Origin of the sequence: Haloterrigena turkmenica DSM 5511, assembly GCF_000025325.1 — an archaeon.
In the GTDB taxonomy this organism is placed as follows: domain Archaea; phylum Halobacteriota; class Halobacteria; order Halobacteriales; family Natrialbaceae; genus Haloterrigena; species Haloterrigena turkmenica.
Genome location: NC_013744.1, coordinates 302874 through 319653, shown reverse-complemented (window position 1 = coordinate 319653; position 16780 = coordinate 302874). Strand labels below are relative to the sequence as shown.

The window sequence follows — 16780 nt, the reverse complement described above, 5'->3', positions numbered from 1 at the left end:
TGAGCAAGCCGTGATAGGCGCCGCTACCGTCGTTGGCCTCGGATCAATCTGGATGGTGTGTCTCTTGTGGGCGGGCTACCGCACGTCTCTGACGGTCGAGGAGATCCTTCTTGAGCACGAGCTCCCGAGTCGAACTCAGGAAGTAGATAACTTCATGACCTCTACTCCATATATTTATATCTACTAAGAGAGTATTTAATCAGTATCTGGCGTATTGTCTACTTGTTTGCCGTCGCTCAGTGGGTGGTCCTGATCTAAGTGAAGGGGTGTTTCTGAGGTCGATGACTGGTCAACATCTCGAATAGTAGCTAGGTCGATATCCTTCCGATCTGCATCAATCTGTGAGAGTCCGTATACTACACCGACTAGCATGAGGACGCCGAGGGGGAGCAGTGCAACGGCAACCCAAATTGAACGACCCCAGATTGGGTTCCCGTATCCCCAGATGAGCATGAGAAGGACCGACACCATCATGACCGGAACAGCGTAATAGATCTGAGTGCGGACGTGATCAATTAAGTCTGCACCGGTAAACGTTGCTGAGAGAACTGTCGATGGAGAGATCGGCGAAGTATGGTCTCCGAAGATTGCTCCGGAAAAGACCGCTCCCACGGCGACAGCGACCATCGTATGGTTGCCAGTGAGATTCCAGGCGATGGGCACTGCAATCGGCGTCAAGGCACCCATCGCTGCCCACGAGTCGCCCGTGAATGCCATGAAGGCGGAAACTATCATCACAATGACTATCAAGATCTCAGGCGTGAGAAACGCGTTAGCGTATCCCGCGACGTAGTCACCCGTGCCGAGAGCACTGACGACTTCGCCAATAGACCACGCGAATACGAGGATCGCTACTGCATGCATCATAATTTCGAACCCCTCGATAGTCGTGTCGACACTCTCGGATACCGATTGCAGTCCGAGCCGATATGCATAATAGAACGTAGTGGCGACCATCGCTACTGCTGAAACGACGAGGGAAGAGGCATAATCCGCGTTAATAATGATCTCATAGTATCCCGCTCCCGGTGAGTATCCAGACCAGAGCACCCCTGCAACCATAACTGCTACGAGGACGAGTACTGGAACAAAGAATATACGAAGGCGCGGATTCTTGAGGTTCGGTTCGCCGAGCTCTTCTTTGACGTCTTGCATCGGTTGCGCGTCTTCTCCAGTGACTTCACCGGTTGCAGCAGCTCGATGTTCGGCAGTGAGCATTTCGCCGTAATCCCTCTGCGAGACGACGATAATAGCGACCATTGCGATCGCTAATATCGCGTACATATTGAACGGGATCGACTGGAGGAATATCACAAATGAGGAGGGGGTCTCACTTGCGGATAGGTCCGTCGCCTGATATCCGGCGTCGATCATGGATAATTGGAACGCTGCCCACGAGGATAGCGTAAGAGTCGATACGGGAGCGGCGGTCGAATCTACGATGTAGGCCAACTTCTCGCGAGACATACGGAGATTATCCGATATGTCTTTCATCGTGGTACCGACGATTGCAGAGTTAGCGTAGTCGTCGAAGAACATCAGCAGACCGATTGCCCACGCTGCGAGGCCCGCTTTACGCTTAGTGTCAACGTGATTTGTGGCCCAAGTAGTCACGGCGTGAGTCCCACCCAGCCGCCAGATCATTGCTACTGCTGATCCCAGTAGGAAGCAGAAAACAACGATCTGCATATTGAAGACGCTATTCCCGACTGATTCTACGACCCAGGTTGTACTCTGGACGAGCCCCCAGATACCGGCGACGAAGATCCCCAGTATCTGACTCAGGGCCTCCGCAGCAGGGATGCCCAGGTCTTCTAAATACGTCGTGAGCAATGCTGTACTATCCTGGTAGTGGTAAATCGCTCCGCCTGCCCATACGCCGATGAACAGTGCCAGAGCGGCTTTCCTCGTGAGAAGGGCGAGGACAATTGCTACCAGTAGTGGTAGGACCGACCATATGCCGAATGTTCCGGCTGCCATGTGACACCGTCAACCACGCAGCCACTTAAATCTACTCAAAGAAAGTCAGTTTAGTTGGACCAGAAGCAATTCACACTATTGTATTTGGATCATGTCCTGCACAGTAGTTACCGAATCTTGTCTCTAGACAGCGCTATGAGTAGCCGAAGCGATTCCGAAGTATTATTCTACATACGCACGTAAGCGCTCCGCCCCTCGAAGGGATATCTGGAAAGGGGGGGGTTATTTGATGGAAACAGCCGGTCTCCCAAAGTAATATATGGTTCGAAATACAAGCCCCTTAGTGAGATGGCTAGCAAAAAATCAGAGAAAATCTCGGCTAGCAGTTCATCGAATATCCCGCATTGGCACGACCCGGAGAGTTCCGAATTCAGTGTAAATGAAGGAGAGGGAGCATACGTGTATGATGAAAATGGGACGGAGTACCTCGACTTCATTTCGTCGCTGTACTGTACTAATGCTGGACACAGCAACCAGAAGATCACCGATGCTTGTAACGAGCAACTAGAAAAGATCGCATATGTGTCACCTTCCAAATCAAATGATACTCGGACCGCCTTAGCAGACAAGCTAACGACCGTTGCTCCCGACTCACTTTCTGATGTAGTTTTCTCTGTGTCAGGAAGTGAGGCAAATGAGCTCGCGGTACAGTTCGCTCGGAAATCGAAAGACGCGTCGAAGGTCCTCACTCGCTGGCGTTCTTATCACGGAAGCACGTACGGTGCAGGCTCGCTTACTGGTGAACCGGGAACGCGCAATGCCGTTGAATCCCATGCCGCGGCTACGGGTGCAGTGAAATTTCTTCCACCGGTAGCACACAACTCGCCGTTCGATGCCGACTCACCGGCCGAACTCGCTGAGAAAGCGGCGGATCATGTAGAATACGTCATACGTAATGAGGGCCCAGAATCTATTGCCGCATTACTCATTGAACCGGTCGCCGGGTCGAGCGGAGGCTATCCTGCGCCGCCAGGATACTTCGAGCGCCTTCGCGAGATCTGTGATAAATACGATATTCTGTTGATCGCTGATGAAGTGATCAGCGGATTCGGTCGGTGCGGTGAGATGTTCGCTATGCAAACAGAAGGCGTCGAGCCAGATATGATCACGTTTGCGAAAGGCGTGACTAGCGGGTATATTCCGCTTGCAGGAGTCATTATGAACTCCGAAGTAGGCGAAAGCGTCCGTGACGGATCGAACATCGGTCAGACATTCGCTGGTCAACCGGTAGCATGTGCGGCTGGACTTGCCGCTGTGGAAGAATACGAAGATCATCTGATTGATAATGTTCGTCAGCTCGCTCCCGTGTTAGAGGACGGACTCCATTCACTCGCGGCCGACCACGATGTCATCACGGATGTCCGAGGCCGTGGCTTCCTGTGGACCGTAGTGGTTGAAAACCCTGAAACCGGCGAACCGATCGTAGACACTGTACTCGAAGACGACGAGGATAACCCGATTGACGAGGTGGTCGAGGTCGCTAAGGAGAACGGACTTCTCTTAAGCACTGGCCGCCCGGCGTACCAGATTATGGTCTGTCCGCCGTTCTGTATCGATGAGTCAGATATCACAGAGGCAATCGAGGTCCTGGACACCGCCTTCGAAAAGGTGTTCAAATAGTCATAGAGTATAACAACTTCTCGGAGTCATAGTATTGGGAATAGATCTGCTTAGACGTTCCTTCAGAGATTACAATGTCATACGATAAATTCACGGATACGATCCGCCAGAATCACGAGCAAGCGATAGAAGAGGTGACGCGTGGACGTCAATTCGATGCATGGATCAAGGGATCTTCCCGGACTTCGATCCGAGGTGAGAGGTTCGAAACGAAAGACCCTGCCACAGAGAAAACGATAACGACGGTACCTCGCTGTCAGGAAGAAGACGTTGATAAAGCCGTCGAGGCAGCGAAGAAAGCCTTCAATCAAACTTGGGGTTCACTACCGGTAGACGAACGATCTGAGGCCCTTCTCGATTGGGTCGAGACCCTGCGTGCGAACAGCGAGGAATTAGCGTTACTCGAGAGTCTGGATACGGGTAAGCCCCTTGCAGACGCAGAATACGAAGTGAGTGAGGCGATTAATTACATCGAATATTACGCGCAGATAGCGAGGGGAGAACAAGGAGACCAGCTCCCGATCGGAGACGATACGCACGCGTTTACGAAGCACGAACCATATGGTGTGGCTGGTCTTATCGTTCCATGGAACTATCCCCTCTTACTGGCATCGTGGAAGCTCGGTCCCGCGCTTTCCGCGGGGAATACCGTTGTTCTAAAGCCTGCGGAAGATTCGCCGCTTTCGGTGACGCGAATCGCTCAGCTCTCTGAAGATGTCCTTCCGCCGGGAACGCTCAATATCGTCCACGGCTTTGGCGATGAAGCCGGTGCTCCCCTTACACGGCACGAGGACATCTCGAAGCTCTCGTTCACGGGTGAGGGGCAAACGGGCGAAACAATAATGAAGGCCGCTGCTGAGCAGATAACGCCTGTCACACTCGAATTGGGTGGCAAATCACCCTTTATCGTTTTTCCAGACGCAGACTTAGAGAACGCGGCGGAGATCGCTGCGGAAGGAATCTTCTACAATACCGGCCAATCGTGCGATGCCTTCTCCAGGACATTAGTACATGAGGATATTCATGCTGAATTCCTGGAACTGTTCCGAGCTGAGGCAGAAGAGAGGATTGTCGGTGACCCACTTGCGAAAGAGACCACGACCGGTCCCCTCGCGTCGAAGCAGCAATTCGAAAAGGTACGGGAGTATATCGAGATAGGTAAAAAAGAAGGAGCTGCTTTAGTGCACGGGGGAGAATCCATCTCCATTACAGATAGCGATGACGGTTGGTTCGTAGAACCGACTATCTTTGACGGAGTTGAAAATGATATGAGAATTGCTCAAGAAGAGATATTCGGCCCGGTGGCTTCGGTGATTCAGTTCGCGGATTATAACGAAGCCGTTTCTATTGCAAATGACATAGACTTCGGACTAGCAGCAGGGGTTGCGACGACTGACCTCTCGATCGCTCATCGGGCTTCGGATGATATTCAAGCAGGTACAGTCTGGGTTAATCAGTATGCGGATCTGGTCCCAGGTACACCGTTCGGAGGGTTCAAGCGATCTGGGATAGGACGCGAATGCGCAAAAGATACCCTCCGAGAATATCAACAGACGAAGACGGTCAATATAAGTCTGGGACAGATGGACTGAGATAATATCCAACGATCTCGAACTTCTCAGATCCCTCGACTCTGTATTTGCTCTTCCTCAGGAAGATTAGTATTCGCGTTTCCTTTCATCCCTTTGCCAAGGTTCTTTGAGACTTCGGTGAGCGCTTCGGGATCGTCCCAATTGTTCGTCGCTTCGACGATCGCCTCGGCCATCGCAGAGGGATTCTCGGCACCGAAGATGCCGCTGCCGACGAAGATACCGTCGCACTCGTGGTGCATCATGAGCGCGGCGTCGGCCGGCGTCGCGATGCCGCCCGCGGCGAAGTTGACGACCGGCAAGCGGCCCATCTCGGCAGTCTCGTGCACTAGATCTGCGGGTGCCTCGATCTCGCGAGCATAGGCCTCACGCTCCTCGTGGGACATGCCTTCGAGTTCGCGGATCGCACCCTTGATCTGGCGCTGATGGCGGACGGCCTGGTTGACGTCGCCGGTGCCGGCTTCACCTTTAGTTCGGATCATCGCCGCACCCTCATTGATTCGGCGTAAGGCCTCACCGAGATCGCGGGCACCGCAGACGAACGGTGCGGTGAACTCGCGCTTATCGATGTGGTAGGCATCGTCAGCCGGTGTGAGGACCTCAGATTCATCGATCATATCAACGCCGACAGCCTCTAAGATCTGAGCTTCCTTCGTGTGACCGATGCGGGCCTTGCCCATCACGGGGATGGAAACGGCTTCGACAATTTCTCGGACGTCAGCGGGGTCGGCCATCCGGGCGACGCCGCCGCGCTTGCGGATGTCTGCTGGCACCGCTTCAAGAGCCATGACAGCAACCGCACCGGCGTCTTCGGCTACGCGGGCTTGGTCGGGATCGACAACGTCCATGATGACGCCACCCTTCTGCATCTGGGCAAAGCCTCGCTTAACGAGTTCAGTACCTTGACGAAGTCCCTCTACATCACTTGTCATTGAAATCACTAATGGTGTTTGTGAAGAAATTAGTTTACTCTCAGAACGGTCCGCTATGCCTGACCGAGTAGGTCGAACTCTGTTCCGTTTCCGTTCTCATGGGCTGCTTGGTAAGTCACGTGTGCAGTAGCGACGTCTTGGATCGCTAATCCAGTACTATCGAAAACGGTGATACCATCTGCAGCCGTTCGGCCGTCCTTTCCTCCTGCCACGATTTCTCCGAGATCGCCGTAGATATCCTCATCGGTAAGAGTGCCTTCAGAATAGGGCACGTTGATCTCCCCCGAATGGGTCGTCTGAGCGTGGTCGTCAATAACCAATTTCGCTTCGAGAAGGATTTCATCGGCGAGTTCTTGCTTCCCTTCAGCATCAGCGCCCATCGCGTTGATATGAGTTTGGTCGCCGACATCGGAACGATTGACGATCGGATCTCTAACCGGTGTCACAGTAGAGAGGACGTCGCACGATGCCGCCTCCGAGGTTGTTCCTTCTCGGACCTCAAATCGGTCCCCGAAGTGCTGGACGAAGTTCTCGACTCGTTCTTCATCGAGATCGCTGATGACAATTTCTTGGATTGGGCGTACCTTAGTGATCGCTTCGACCTGTGAATAGGATTGAATACCCGCGCCGATGATTCCAAGCGTCGTAGCGCCCTCGACAGCAAGATGATCAGTCGCGACTGCGGCTGCCGCACCGGTACGTTTCATCGTTAATTCCGTTCCGTCCATAATCGCGAGCGGGAGTGCGGTTTCGGGGTCAGAGTAAATCATCGTCCCCATCACGGTCGGGAAGTCATGTTTTTCCGGATTATCCGGGTGGACATTGACCCATTTGATACCTGCAGCGTCCCAATCATCCGCTTCTAGATATGCGGGCATTGAACGGAAGTCACCGTTGTACTGACTGAGCTCGATATATGACTTAGCCGGCATCTGTGCTGTTCCTTGATGGTAGGCTGCAAAGGCGTCTTCCACTGCCGGAATGACGTCTTTCATCTTCGCGTTTTCGTTGACTTCCTCGCTGGAAAGCAGGAGCATAGTCATGCTAGGAGAGTCGCCTACGGGATAAAGATCCAATTGACTCGGCAATATTGTCCTGCATTCTAAATAAGCTATAATTCCTGAACACGATACGACACAACCTCTGCTATTGAAATGTAAGACGGTTTAGTTGCACTCCCAAATGAGACATGTGTTCAGCGAGATCGATTATTGGCCGCTCTTTCATTAGCACTGTTAAATTCCCTATCTCTCCGCATCAGATGGCAATTTTAACATCTCATCCAACAGGAGAAGATAACATTGCACAGCTAGGTAGTAACAATTATAGGCATCTAGATTAAAGATACCATAGAGACGGACATAGACCCGGCGCATGTAGATAACAACGGTCGGAACCTATGTCTGGCCAAGAACCCATGGACGAGAAAGATATCAGAATTCTCATGGCTGTTGCATCGGAAGGGGTAAGAAGTCCAGATAAAATTCACGAACTGACAGATATCCCCAAATCGACAGTTCACTATCGACTGAGCCAACTCCGTGAAAATGGGATTTTAAAGAATGATCTTTATGATCTCGATCTCGAGAAGGCCGGACTGTCGTTGACGCTTATCAGTGAAATTTATGCAGAGTTCGCTGAAGGATACCACGAGTCCGTCGGTGAGAAACTAGCCGAGATCGAGGGTGTCAACCAGGTGTATTTCACGATGGGTGACACCGACTTCATAGTCATATCTCACGTGCCCAATCGAGAAATGGTCGAGTCTCTCGTTGAGGAATACGAGGCCATCGACGAGATACAACGAACTAGTTCGAAATTCGTTATTTCAACCGTCAAAGATGAACCGAATCCGATCAATGACTTCGAGTATGAGACGTTAGTCGAGTCCATTACGGATAAATCAGAGAGCGATACGTAACAGACGCCGATTATCTTCTTTTATTCACCTTGTCCTTCGATCCATATCGTCTTCTTATTCACGAACTCGTGGATCCCATGTCGCGAAAGCTCTGTTCCATAACCCGAATCCTTCACCCCGCTAAATGGGACTCGAGGATCAGACTTGACGAGCTGATTTACGAACACGTTCCCGGCTTCGAGCTCTTGAGCAACGGATTCGCCGCGATCCGTGTTCGTTGTCCAAACGCTTGCACCGAGTCCGTACTGAGTATCGTTCGCAATTCGAAGTGCTTCCCGTTCGCTTTCGACCTTGAACACAGTAGCGACGGGTCCGAATAGTTCTTCGGTCGCTGCGGGCGTTTCATCGGGAACGTCGACCAAGATTGTGGGCGGGTAGAAGTATCCCGATTGATCGAGCGGTTCACCGCCCAGATGCAAGGTCGCTCCAGCGTCGACAGACGTCATCACCTGGTCGTGGAGTGTTTCGAGTAGGTCTTCTCTCGCCAGGGGACCGACGTCCGTTTCCACGTCGGTCGGATCGCCGATAGTAAGTGCTTTAAATTCCGTCGTTAATCGCTCGAGAAATTCATCGAAGACCGTCTCGTGAACGATAAATCGTTTCGCTGCGATACAAGACTGACCGGCGTTCTGAGTTCGTGCTGTCGCACCGACTTCGGCTGCGCGTTCGACTGGAGCATCATCTAGGACAACAAAGGGATCACTCCCCCCGAGTTCGAAAACGGTTGGTTTGAGCTCACGGCCACTTATCGTTGCCACCTCCTTGCCCGCCCGTGTGCTGCCGGTCAGTGTAACTGCCCTGACTCGATCGTCTTCGATGATATCCGAAACCTGATTTACAGACACTTGGACTGATGTGAAGACACCGTCCGGATAACCTGCTTCTTCAAAGATGTCTTCGATGGCCTGTGCACAGCCAAATACGTTCGGAGAATGCTTTAAGATAGCAACGTTACCGGACGTAATATGGGGGGCTGCAAATCGGAATACTTGCCAAAATGGATAGTTCCACGGCATTATTGCCAAGATAGCCCCCAGTGGTTCATACGAGACATACGTCTTCGCCCCCGGTTCAGTGCCGATATGTTCATTCTGTAGATATTCGGATGAATGCTGGGAATAGTAATTACATACCCATACACATTTCTCGATCTCGGAAACCGCCTGATCGAGCGGTTTCCCTACTTCTATGGTTATCTGTTTCGCATATTTATCAATGTTTTCGCGCAGTACATCAGCGACGTTTGCTAATAAACGTTCTCGGCTGGAAACCGATCTCTCAGACCACGATTCGAAAGCTTCCCGAGCCGTATCTAGCTGAGCGTAGACCGTTCCGGTGTCATCTTCTTTGTACGTTGCGAGGACTTCCTCAGTTGCTGGATTGATGGATTTCATGAGTTCGATTGCGCCCCGGGTTGCGTAGTGCAACCTAGTCTAGCTTCCTGGATTGATCTTGGTAAATATTCCGAAATTGGATTTTTATTAGTACCTCGTCCAAGACCATCAGAAAATATCATGTGGAATCCATCCCGGTTTAGCTGTACATGGTTCTATTCAGTATGATTTATTAGCATGCGATCCAATCAATATACATATGGCTGAACAGAAATCTAGTTCGCCAGGCGAAGAAGGATCGAACGAGAGCGTTATTTCCCAATACGATGACCACCTGATGCCTATTTGGAAGTCACTCAACGTCCCAGTAAAGCGGTCGTCTGGGTGCAAACTCGAGGACTTTGACGGGAATGAATATCTCGATACGTTCTCCGGCATCTCTGTAACAAACGTTGGCCATGGAAACGAAGCCGTTGTCGATGCCGCGAAAGAACAACTCGATACGTTCGTTCACGGCTGTTCGTATGTCCATCCGAATCAGCCGGTTGCTGACCTTGCGGAACGAATCGCCGACATAACTCCGGGCGAGTTACAGAAGAGTTTCTTCTGTAATTCGGGGACTGAAGCCGTTGAGGGCGCGATTAAGCTCGCTCGGAAGTACACCGGCTCGAAAGAGGTTATCTCCCTCGAGATGGGGTTTCACGGCCGCACTCTCGGGAGCCTAGCGCTTACTGGTAATAAATCTTATAAGAAAGGAATGGCGCCGACGATCAATGACGTCGCACACAGCGCACCGCCATACGGCTACCGCTGTCCCCGCTGTGACGGCGATCGGTGTGATGCTGACTGCGCCAACGAACTCGAGCGCGTCATCGGATCGCACACTAGTGGCGATCTAGCGGCGGTCATCATTGAACCCGTTATGGGGGAAGCAGGCATTATCGTTCCGCCCGAGGGATGGTTAGAGCGTGTCCGAGAAATCGTCCACGAACACGATGCGCTGCTCATACTCGACGAGGTTCAGACCGGCTACGGGCGGACTGGGAAGATGTTCGCGACTGAGCACTTCGATGTCGAACCGGACATTCTAACGCAAGCGAAGGGGATCGCGAACGGACTTCCGCTCGGCGCGTTCACTGCTTCAGCGGAGATCGCGAATGCCTTCGAATCCGGCGACCATCTTTCGACGTTCGGTGGCAATCCTGTCGCCTGTGCTGCCGCACTGGCGACCATCGATGAACTTCAAAACGGAATTATCGCCGACACCGCTGAGAAGGGGGAGTATCTTTCGGACCGCCTCGCTAAACTCGAGGCTGACTTCGATGTCGTGGGAGATACTCGAGGGCTCGGTCTCATGCAGGGGATCGAAATCGTTGACCCAGATACGACAGGAACCCAGGGCGTTTCCCCTGCACCTGACAAGGAACTGGCGTCGGCCGTTTCTGACAAGTTACAGGAACGGGGTATTATCATGGGCGTTGGCGGATACTACAAGAACGTCATGCGTTTCCAGCCGCCACTCACTATTACCACAGATCAGCTCTACCGAGCAGTTGAAGAGTTCCGGGCCGCTCTTGTGGAGGTGACAGACGATGAGTAATGACTACTCACGCGCGCGTGAATTCCGAGAAAGCCACGAGGGAGCGGAAGTTGAACTCGCATACACAGGCAAGCAGACGTTTCTCAAGGGAGATCCTCGAAACGTAGATGATCTCCAAGATATAGATGTGGCAGTGCTCGGTGCACCGCTTGATACTGCTGCAAGCAACAGACCTGGTGCCCGATACGGTCCGGAAGCAGTCCGAAAGGCTAGCACTTGGTGGGCTTACCTCTCGGGATACAAGAGCGGTCTCACAAACATGAATACTCGTGCTCAAGTCGATTATGATGACTTGAAAATTGCTGATTGTGGGGATATCCCTGTATTTCCGCAGGATCAAAAGCAATCCGCGGATAGTATCACTGCTCACGTTGCTACTGCGGCTGAGCAGGCGTTTCCAGTACTGATTGGCGGCGACCATTATTGTACCTACCCGTCCTTCTGTGGATTTGCTGAAGCTATCGACGCCGACAATGTTGGTCTGGTGCAGATTGATGCCCATAGTGACACCTCAGATGGAAGCCCAGTTTTCGGAGATCACTTTCATGGGTCGAGTACACGGTTGATTGCAGAGTCAGAGTATTCTGACTACGAGCATATCAGTCAGATAGGGATTCGAGGGTACGAAGCACCGGGATTCTTCGAGTTCGCCGAAGAAACTGGATTGAATCTTTACACTATGCGGGACATTCAAGCGCAGGGAATTCGCAACGTTGTAACAGAAGCAATACAGAACGCATCTGAAGATACAGACGCTGTCTACGTAACGTTCGACATTGATTCGGTTGATCCTAGTACCGCACCTGGAACAGGAACTCCGGAACCAGGTGGCCTGAATAGTCATCAGGCTCTTACAATTATGGAAATCCTCGGTACTCACGAGGCAGTCGGTGCTGCAGATTTGATGGAGGTTGCTCCAAATTACGATCCAACCCAGTCAACTCAGACACTCGCAGCATACCTACTTGTAACACTCGTTGAGCGACAGTTCGCTGAGTAGGCAAATAGATCTCTCGAGCACCTTTGAGTGGGTCCAGCTGTCTGTTGGTTAACGAAATTGCAAGAGGGTCAGTTTTCGAGGGCCTCGAGGAGTTCTTCTGCAGTCCGACTAATTCGATTTAACCGGTCGCGAACGACCTCTGGATCGTCCGACTCCCACGCAGCTAGGTAGAACGCTGATCCGCTGGTGTCGAGCCCGTAGTACCGGCCGACGACGTACGCGACGGCTTCAGCCTCAACCTCGCGTTTCGAGCGCTCAATATCGTCGTCGACGTCGAAGTGGAGCACTTAATCGCGTGAATCTCTGGAAATGTATCTTAGAATAGGTATCGGATGACTACAGCGGCCTGGACGACGAAGAATTTGCACAGTTGTTGGAGATGCGGATTAATTCTCTAAGAGTGCGTGAGGATTGATTCTTGAATGCGCTTCCCCTCCCCTCGAGTACAGATAAGAGTCGGAATATAGCACTCTCGTACTGTGTCCGTATAGTGCTTATAACAACCTCCCCTTCTGTGGGGATGTATCACATGGATGACCTCACAGGATTCCAGCGTGATCTGCTGTACGTCATCGCAGGTGCAGAGCAGCCCTCAGGACAAGACGTGAAAGAGGAGGTAGAGCAGTACTATAGTGATGCAATCAACCACGGGCGTTTATATCCGAATCTGGATACGGTGGTCAACAAAGAGTTGGTTGAGAAAGGGGAACTAGACAGGAGAACCAATTACTATGCTATCACGGACGAAGGTGAGGAGCTAATTGAAGACCGCCGCGAGTGGGAAGAGCAGTATATGGATTTCTGATTAACAAGAAAGTGATAAGATACCGACGGCTTCAGTCCGTGAGAGGTCGTGACCGCGTCGATCCTCGAGGCGCTGTTGAATCTGTTTGAACTGGTCGGCCTTGCTCGCGCAGAGCGTGACATCGGTGTGCATCTGGTTACCCGTCGAAGGGGTGTTTGGTCCGGACGCGGTCACTGGCGTAGTGGGTACTCTCGAGCGTCCATTCGCGTGAATCGATATGTTTGAGCGTCGTGTCGTCCGAGTAGATCACTCGGAGCCGATCGTATGTACTCCCGAAGAGCGAGCTTCGGGCGCTCGGGTTGGTAGACGGGGACGGCAACGTGAAAGATCAGCCAGTGCGGGTAACGCGGACCGACGAAGAGACGTGGGAGGTCTCGGTGATCGATCCGAGCGATTATCCGACGGCCGAGGGTTGAGAAGCCACCGCGGCGAAAGTTCTTAGCCCCTGCATACACAATGTATGCACATGAGTACGTCCATCCGCGTCTCGGACGAGACGAAAGCGAAACTCGATCGTCTCAAGCGCGACGACGAGAGTTTCGATGAACTACTCAAGCGACTGGCAAGCGACGAGGAGCCAATCACTGTCGGTGCATGGGATTCGGACACCGCTGATCGGGCCCGTGATGCCATCGATCGATCCCGTGAGAGCTTCGAGCGATGACGTTTCTCGATTCCTCGGTCATCATCGATATGCTCGAGGGTGTCGATGAAACCGTCTCATTCGTCGAATCACAAGACGGACCGTATCTCACCTCGGCAATCTGCGTCTACGAGGTCCTCGCTGGAACACTCGGCAGCGGCGACACCGATCTCCGGGCAGAGCGACAGCACTTTGGCGGTGTCCATTCCCTCGAGTTCAACGAGAAGATCGCGCTCGAGGCAGCACAGCTGCAAGACGAACTCCTCACCGACGGCGAACGGATGGCCGTTCGCGATTTGATGATCGCGGCGACCGCCCGCTCGACCGGCGATCACCTCGTCGTCGCGGATTCGGATTTTCAAACGGACGTGCTCGAGTCCACACTGCAGGTAACGAATCTTCGGTCCGACTAAGCAACTGCTACTTGTACTGCCGATCTTCTTTTTGAGATGTATAAAGCCTCACTGCTACGTTGATATGGAACAGGCCAGGCCCGTCTCTGAGTTTCATAATCCAGTCATCCATTCGACCAATGCTACAACGGGTTTTGCCGGAGTTTGACCGGATGAGCGAAGCGAATGAGGGAGGGCCCCGGCAAAAGAGGTTGCTTTACGTCTCGAAATCACTCGCTACAGGTAGTGTAAACGAGAACGTCGAGCCCTGGCCGGGGTCGGACTCGACCCAAACATCGCCGCCGTGGCGCTCAATGATGCGCTCAACCAGCGCGAGACCGATACCAGTGCCTGCGTGTTCGCCGCGAGCGTGGAGGCGCTGGAAGACCTCGAAGACGCGGTCAGTATCCTCCGGATCGATACCGACGCCGTTGTCCTCGACGGACACGAGCCACTGGTCGCCGTCGCGCTCGGCGTCGATGTAGATCCGCGGTGGGTCGTCGCCGCTGTACTCGATGGCATTGTCCAGCAGGTTCTGGAATACCTGCCGCAACTGCCCGTGGTCGCCCTCCACGCGGGGGAGGTCTTCAGTGGTGATCTCAGCGTTGCTCTCTTGGATCATTACTTGCAGGTCGTCACAGACCTCCGTGAGGACATCGTCGAGGCTGACGGTCTCGAACGGATCGCCACGCGTCTCCACACGGGAATACTTGAGCAGGCCGTCGATCATCTCCCGCATCCTGTCGGCGCCGTCAACAGCAAACTCGAGGAATTCCTGTCCGTCCTCGTCGAGATCGTCGTCGTAGCGCCGTTCAAGCAATTGCAGATAGCTCGAGACCATTCGGAGCGGTTCCTGGAGGTCGTGGGAGGCGGCATAGGCGAACTGTTCGAGGCGGTCGTTCGATTCCTCCAGCATACGCTCGTATTCCCGTCGCTCAGTCACGTCTCGGATCACGAGCATGCCCGCGTACACCTCGTCGTCGGCGTCTCTGACAGGGAGTGTATGGGCGTGCAGGTACCGGCCCTGGTATTCGATTTCGAAGGTGCTTGCCTCACCATCGAGTGCGGCCCGAAAGTGCGGTTCTAACTCCTCAACCAGATCCGGAGTGTGGAGTTCGGTAAAGCGGTATCCAATCCGATCCTCCGGGTCGTAGTCGAGTCTGTCGAAGAGCTGACCGCCAACAGCGGTGTATCGTAGGTTATCATCGAAGAGGCCTACTGCTCCGTTCGGGAAGTTTTCGACCAGCGTTCGGTAGCGGCGCTCGGACTCCTCAAGCGCACGTTGGGCCTCACGGCGGTCGGTGATGTCGGTTAGAGTAGCCACGCCGCGGGTCACCTCGCCATGTTCGTCACGAACGGGCATCCCCTCCAGCCGGATGACTCGGCGCTCGCCGTCGACTGCCTCGATCTCGTAGATGTCCGGGTCGAGCACCTCCTCGCCGTTGACGACCCTCGCGAGCGTCATCTCGTCTGGCTGGACGCGCTCGCCGGACTCAGCATCCCAGACCGGGTACTGCTCGTACTCCTCGACGGACTCAGCGTCGAAGACATCACCGCCCCAGATCTCGTGTGCAATGTCGTTGGCCTGGATGATTTGCCCGTCGGCCTCCGCGACCACGACACCGACAGGAAGGACTTCGAAGAGGGTCTCCAGCTGTTCGTTGTTCTGCTGGAGTTTTAATTCGGCGCGTTTGCGTTTGGTGATGTCGGTGAGTGCCCCCGGGAAGCGGACTGGCTCGCCATCGTCGCACTCGACGTGCCCGCGAGCGACAACCCACCGGAGATTGTCGTCAGCATCCCACACGCGGTATTCTTCCTCGTAGTCGCCACAGGTCTCGACGGCCTCCTCGATCGCCACCTCGACTCGCTTGCGGTCATCCTCATGGATGGCTTCGATAAATTGATCGAGGGGCACACCCTCGGAGGCTACCTCCGGCTCGATGCCGAACGTCCGAGCGAACGACGTACCGACGACCATCTCGTCCTCGGGGATATGCCATTCCCAGGTCCCAACCGCGCCGGCTTCTGTTGCTGCCTCTAACTGTGACTTAGCATCTTCGAGGTACCGTTCGTACTCCCGGCGCTTGGTAACGTCGCGAGCAATGGCGAGGACATACTCCTTATCCAGATCAACGTAGGAAGTATTGACCTCAACCGGATACGTCGTACCGTCCTTGCGGCGGTGGTGTCCGTCGAAGGTCAGTTGCCCCTCGGCACGTAGTTCCTCAACGAACGACCGCCACGCCTCTTGGTCGGGAATCTCGGTTTCGAGATCCATGACCGTGAGATCAAGGAATTCTTCACGCGAGTATCCCCGCCGCTCACAGGCAGTGTCGTTGACGTCGAGATAGCGGCCCGTCTCCGGATCCACTACCAGTACGCTGTCGTTCGAGTGATTAAGCAGGGTACGGAACAGCTCGAGTTCGTGCTCACGGAACTCCTGTTCTGTCTGTTTGCGGTCCGCGATGTCGCGCACGACCCCGATGGTTCCCTGGAACGTCCCATCCTCGACGAGCAGGTGTAGCTCCAATTCGCATGGGATGGTCTCGCCGTCGGCCATCCGGGCGGTGAACTCGAGCGGCTCGCCCTCGCGGTCGCCGTCTGTAAATCGCTGGTAGATCTCGCGCTGGATGCGACTGACGTCCTCGTCGTCAATCACGGTTGAAGCGTGCTTGCCGAGAAGCTCTTCCCGGGCGTAGCCAGTCAAACTGACTATGGCATCGTTGACCGCGACGAACCGCCCCTCGGCGTCAAGCTGGTAGATGCCATCGTCAACCATATTGACAAGTGTAGAATACCGATCGACTGTGCGCTCGCCGGTAGCGTCCGTCCAAAATCCCCCCTGTGTAGTCCCGGCTTGATCGCTCATACGAACGATAATGGATCTCGGGGAGGAAAAGATCGTCGTGTACTGACCAGATCCGGTACCACTCTTAGGTTGAATACGATGGGACGGCGTGCTAG

13 protein-coding genes and 1 pseudogene are annotated in these 16780 nt (G+C 53.7%); 8 read left to right on the top strand and 6 right to left on the bottom strand.

Annotation, left to right across the window (positions count from 1 at the left end; genetic code table 11):
* Nucleotides 1-195: 195 nt before the first annotated feature.
* Nucleotides 196-1980, bottom strand: coding sequence for a Na+/H+ antiporter NhaC family protein (locus HTUR_RS19985; RefSeq protein WP_012945146.1), 1785 nt, complete (start codon nucleotides 1978-1980; stop codon nucleotides 196-198).
* Nucleotides 1981-2268: 288 nt separating this feature from the next.
* On the opposite strand from HTUR_RS19985, the gene HTUR_RS19980 reads away from it, so the two are divergent.
* Nucleotides 2269-3600, top strand: a complete 1332-nt coding sequence (locus HTUR_RS19980) for an aminotransferase family protein (protein ID WP_012945145.1) — start codon at nucleotides 2269-2271, stop codon at nucleotides 3598-3600.
* Nucleotides 3601-3674: 74 nt separating this feature from the next.
* The gene (locus HTUR_RS19975) at nucleotides 3675-5192 is read left to right on the top strand and encodes an aldehyde dehydrogenase family protein (protein WP_012945144.1); all 1518 of its coding nucleotides are present in this window, start codon (nucleotides 3675-3677) and stop codon (nucleotides 5190-5192) included.
* 26 nt (nucleotides 5193-5218) lie between these two features.
* Here HTUR_RS19975 and pdxS read toward each other — a convergent pair whose 3' ends face one another.
* Both pdxS and HTUR_RS19965 read right to left on the bottom strand, forming a co-directional pair.
* Entirely contained in the window at nucleotides 5219-6121 is a 903-nt protein-coding gene (gene pdxS, locus HTUR_RS19970) for a pyridoxal 5'-phosphate synthase lyase subunit PdxS (protein WP_012945143.1), read from the bottom strand.
* 53 nt (nucleotides 6122-6174) lie between these two features.
* Nucleotides 6175-7164: an ornithine cyclodeaminase family protein gene (locus HTUR_RS19965; protein WP_012945142.1), complete on the bottom strand. Its 990-nt coding sequence runs from the start codon at nucleotides 7162-7164 to the stop codon at nucleotides 6175-6177.
* Nucleotides 7165-7538: 374 nt separating this feature from the next.
* Between HTUR_RS19965 and HTUR_RS19960 the strand changes: the two genes are divergently transcribed.
* Nucleotides 7539-8042 carry an Lrp/AsnC family transcriptional regulator gene (locus HTUR_RS19960; RefSeq protein ID WP_012945141.1) on the top strand — a complete coding sequence of 168 codons (504 nt, stop codon included), beginning with the start codon at nucleotides 7539-7541 and terminating at the stop codon, nucleotides 8040-8042.
* A 20-nt stretch (nucleotides 8043-8062) separates the two neighbouring features.
* Here the strand turns inward: HTUR_RS19960 and HTUR_RS19955 are convergent, their stop codons facing one another.
* Entirely contained in the window at nucleotides 8063-9436 is a 1374-nt protein-coding gene (locus HTUR_RS19955) for an NAD-dependent succinate-semialdehyde dehydrogenase (RefSeq protein WP_012945140.1), read from the bottom strand.
* A 199-nt stretch (nucleotides 9437-9635) separates the two neighbouring features.
* On the opposite strand from HTUR_RS19955, the gene HTUR_RS19950 reads away from it, so the two are divergent.
* Nucleotides 9636-10976 carry an aspartate aminotransferase family protein gene (locus HTUR_RS19950; protein WP_012945139.1) on the top strand — a complete coding sequence of 447 codons (1341 nt, stop codon included), beginning with the start codon at nucleotides 9636-9638 and terminating at the stop codon, nucleotides 10974-10976.
* Nucleotides 10969-11976 carry an agmatinase family protein gene (locus HTUR_RS25740; RefSeq protein WP_012945138.1) on the top strand — a complete coding sequence of 336 codons (1008 nt, stop codon included), beginning with the start codon at nucleotides 10969-10971 and terminating at the stop codon, nucleotides 11974-11976. The genes HTUR_RS19950 and HTUR_RS25740 overlap by 8 nt, the downstream gene beginning before the upstream one ends.
* 68 nt (nucleotides 11977-12044) lie before the next feature.
* On the opposite strand, the pseudogene HTUR_RS19940 reads toward HTUR_RS25740, so the two are convergent.
* Nucleotides 12045-12263, bottom strand: a pseudogene (locus HTUR_RS19940) (DUF955 domain-containing protein); the annotation flags it as partial.
* A gap of 242 nt (nucleotides 12264-12505) precedes the next feature.
* Between HTUR_RS19940 and HTUR_RS19935 the strand changes: the two are divergent.
* The 3 genes from HTUR_RS19935 (at nucleotide 12506) to HTUR_RS19925 (ending at nucleotide 13837) form a co-directional block, all read left to right on the top strand.
* On the top strand, nucleotides 12506-12781 hold the full coding sequence (locus HTUR_RS19935; protein WP_012945137.1) for a PadR family transcriptional regulator: 276 nt from the start codon (nucleotides 12506-12508) through the stop codon (nucleotides 12779-12781).
* Nucleotides 12782-13247: 466 nt separating this feature from the next.
* Entirely contained in the window at nucleotides 13248-13445 is a 198-nt protein-coding gene (locus tag HTUR_RS19930; protein ID WP_049941965.1) for a DUF7557 family protein, read from the top strand.
* Nucleotides 13442-13837, top strand: coding sequence for a type II toxin-antitoxin system VapC family toxin (locus tag HTUR_RS19925; RefSeq protein ID WP_012945134.1), 396 nt, complete (start codon nucleotides 13442-13444; stop codon nucleotides 13835-13837). The genes HTUR_RS19930 and HTUR_RS19925 overlap by 4 nt, the downstream gene beginning before the upstream one ends.
* Nucleotides 13838-14033: 196 nt before the next feature.
* Here HTUR_RS19925 and HTUR_RS19920 read toward each other — a convergent pair whose 3' ends face one another.
* Nucleotides 14034-16685, bottom strand: a complete 2652-nt coding sequence (locus tag HTUR_RS19920; RefSeq protein ID WP_012945133.1) for a PAS domain S-box protein — start codon at nucleotides 16683-16685, stop codon at nucleotides 14034-14036.
* Nucleotides 16686-16780: the final 95 nt, after the last annotated feature.

Excerpts from the sequence above, each read along its gene's own strand:
- HTUR_RS19925 (WP_012945134.1), top strand. The coding sequence starts at position 13,442 with ATGACGTTTCTCGATTCCTCGGTCATCATCGATATGCTCGAGGGTGTC.
- HTUR_RS19965 (WP_012945142.1), bottom strand. The coding sequence starts at position 7,164 with ATGACTATGCTCCTGCTTTCCAGCGAGGAAGTCAACGAAAACGCGAAG.
- HTUR_RS19980 (WP_012945145.1), top strand. The coding sequence starts at position 2,269 with ATGGCTAGCAAAAAATCAGAGAAAATCTCGGCTAGCAGTTCATCGAAT.
- HTUR_RS19930 (WP_049941965.1), top strand. The coding sequence starts at position 13,248 with ATGAGTACGTCCATCCGCGTCTCGGACGAGACGAAAGCGAAACTCGAT.
- pdxS (WP_012945143.1), bottom strand. The coding sequence starts at position 6,121 with ATGACAAGTGATGTAGAGGGACTTCGTCAAGGTACTGAACTCGTTAAG.
- HTUR_RS19950 (WP_012945139.1), top strand. The coding sequence starts at position 9,636 with ATGGCTGAACAGAAATCTAGTTCGCCAGGCGAAGAAGGATCGAACGAG.
- HTUR_RS19960 (WP_012945141.1), top strand. The coding sequence starts at position 7,539 with ATGGACGAGAAAGATATCAGAATTCTCATGGCTGTTGCATCGGAAGGG.
- HTUR_RS19975 (WP_012945144.1), top strand. The coding sequence starts at position 3,675 with ATGTCATACGATAAATTCACGGATACGATCCGCCAGAATCACGAGCAA.
- HTUR_RS19935 (WP_012945137.1), top strand. The coding sequence starts at position 12,506 with ATGGATGACCTCACAGGATTCCAGCGTGATCTGCTGTACGTCATCGCA.
- HTUR_RS25740 (WP_012945138.1), top strand. The coding sequence starts at position 10,969 with ATGAGTAATGACTACTCACGCGCGCGTGAATTCCGAGAAAGCCACGAG.
- HTUR_RS19920 (WP_012945133.1), bottom strand. The coding sequence starts at position 16,685 with ATGAGCGATCAAGCCGGGACTACACAGGGGGGATTTTGGACGGACGCT.
- HTUR_RS19955 (WP_012945140.1), bottom strand. The coding sequence starts at position 9,436 with ATGAAATCCATCAATCCAGCAACTGAGGAAGTCCTCGCAACGTACAAA.
- HTUR_RS19985 (WP_012945146.1), bottom strand. The coding sequence starts at position 1,980 with ATGGCAGCCGGAACATTCGGCATATGGTCGGTCCTACCACTACTGGTA.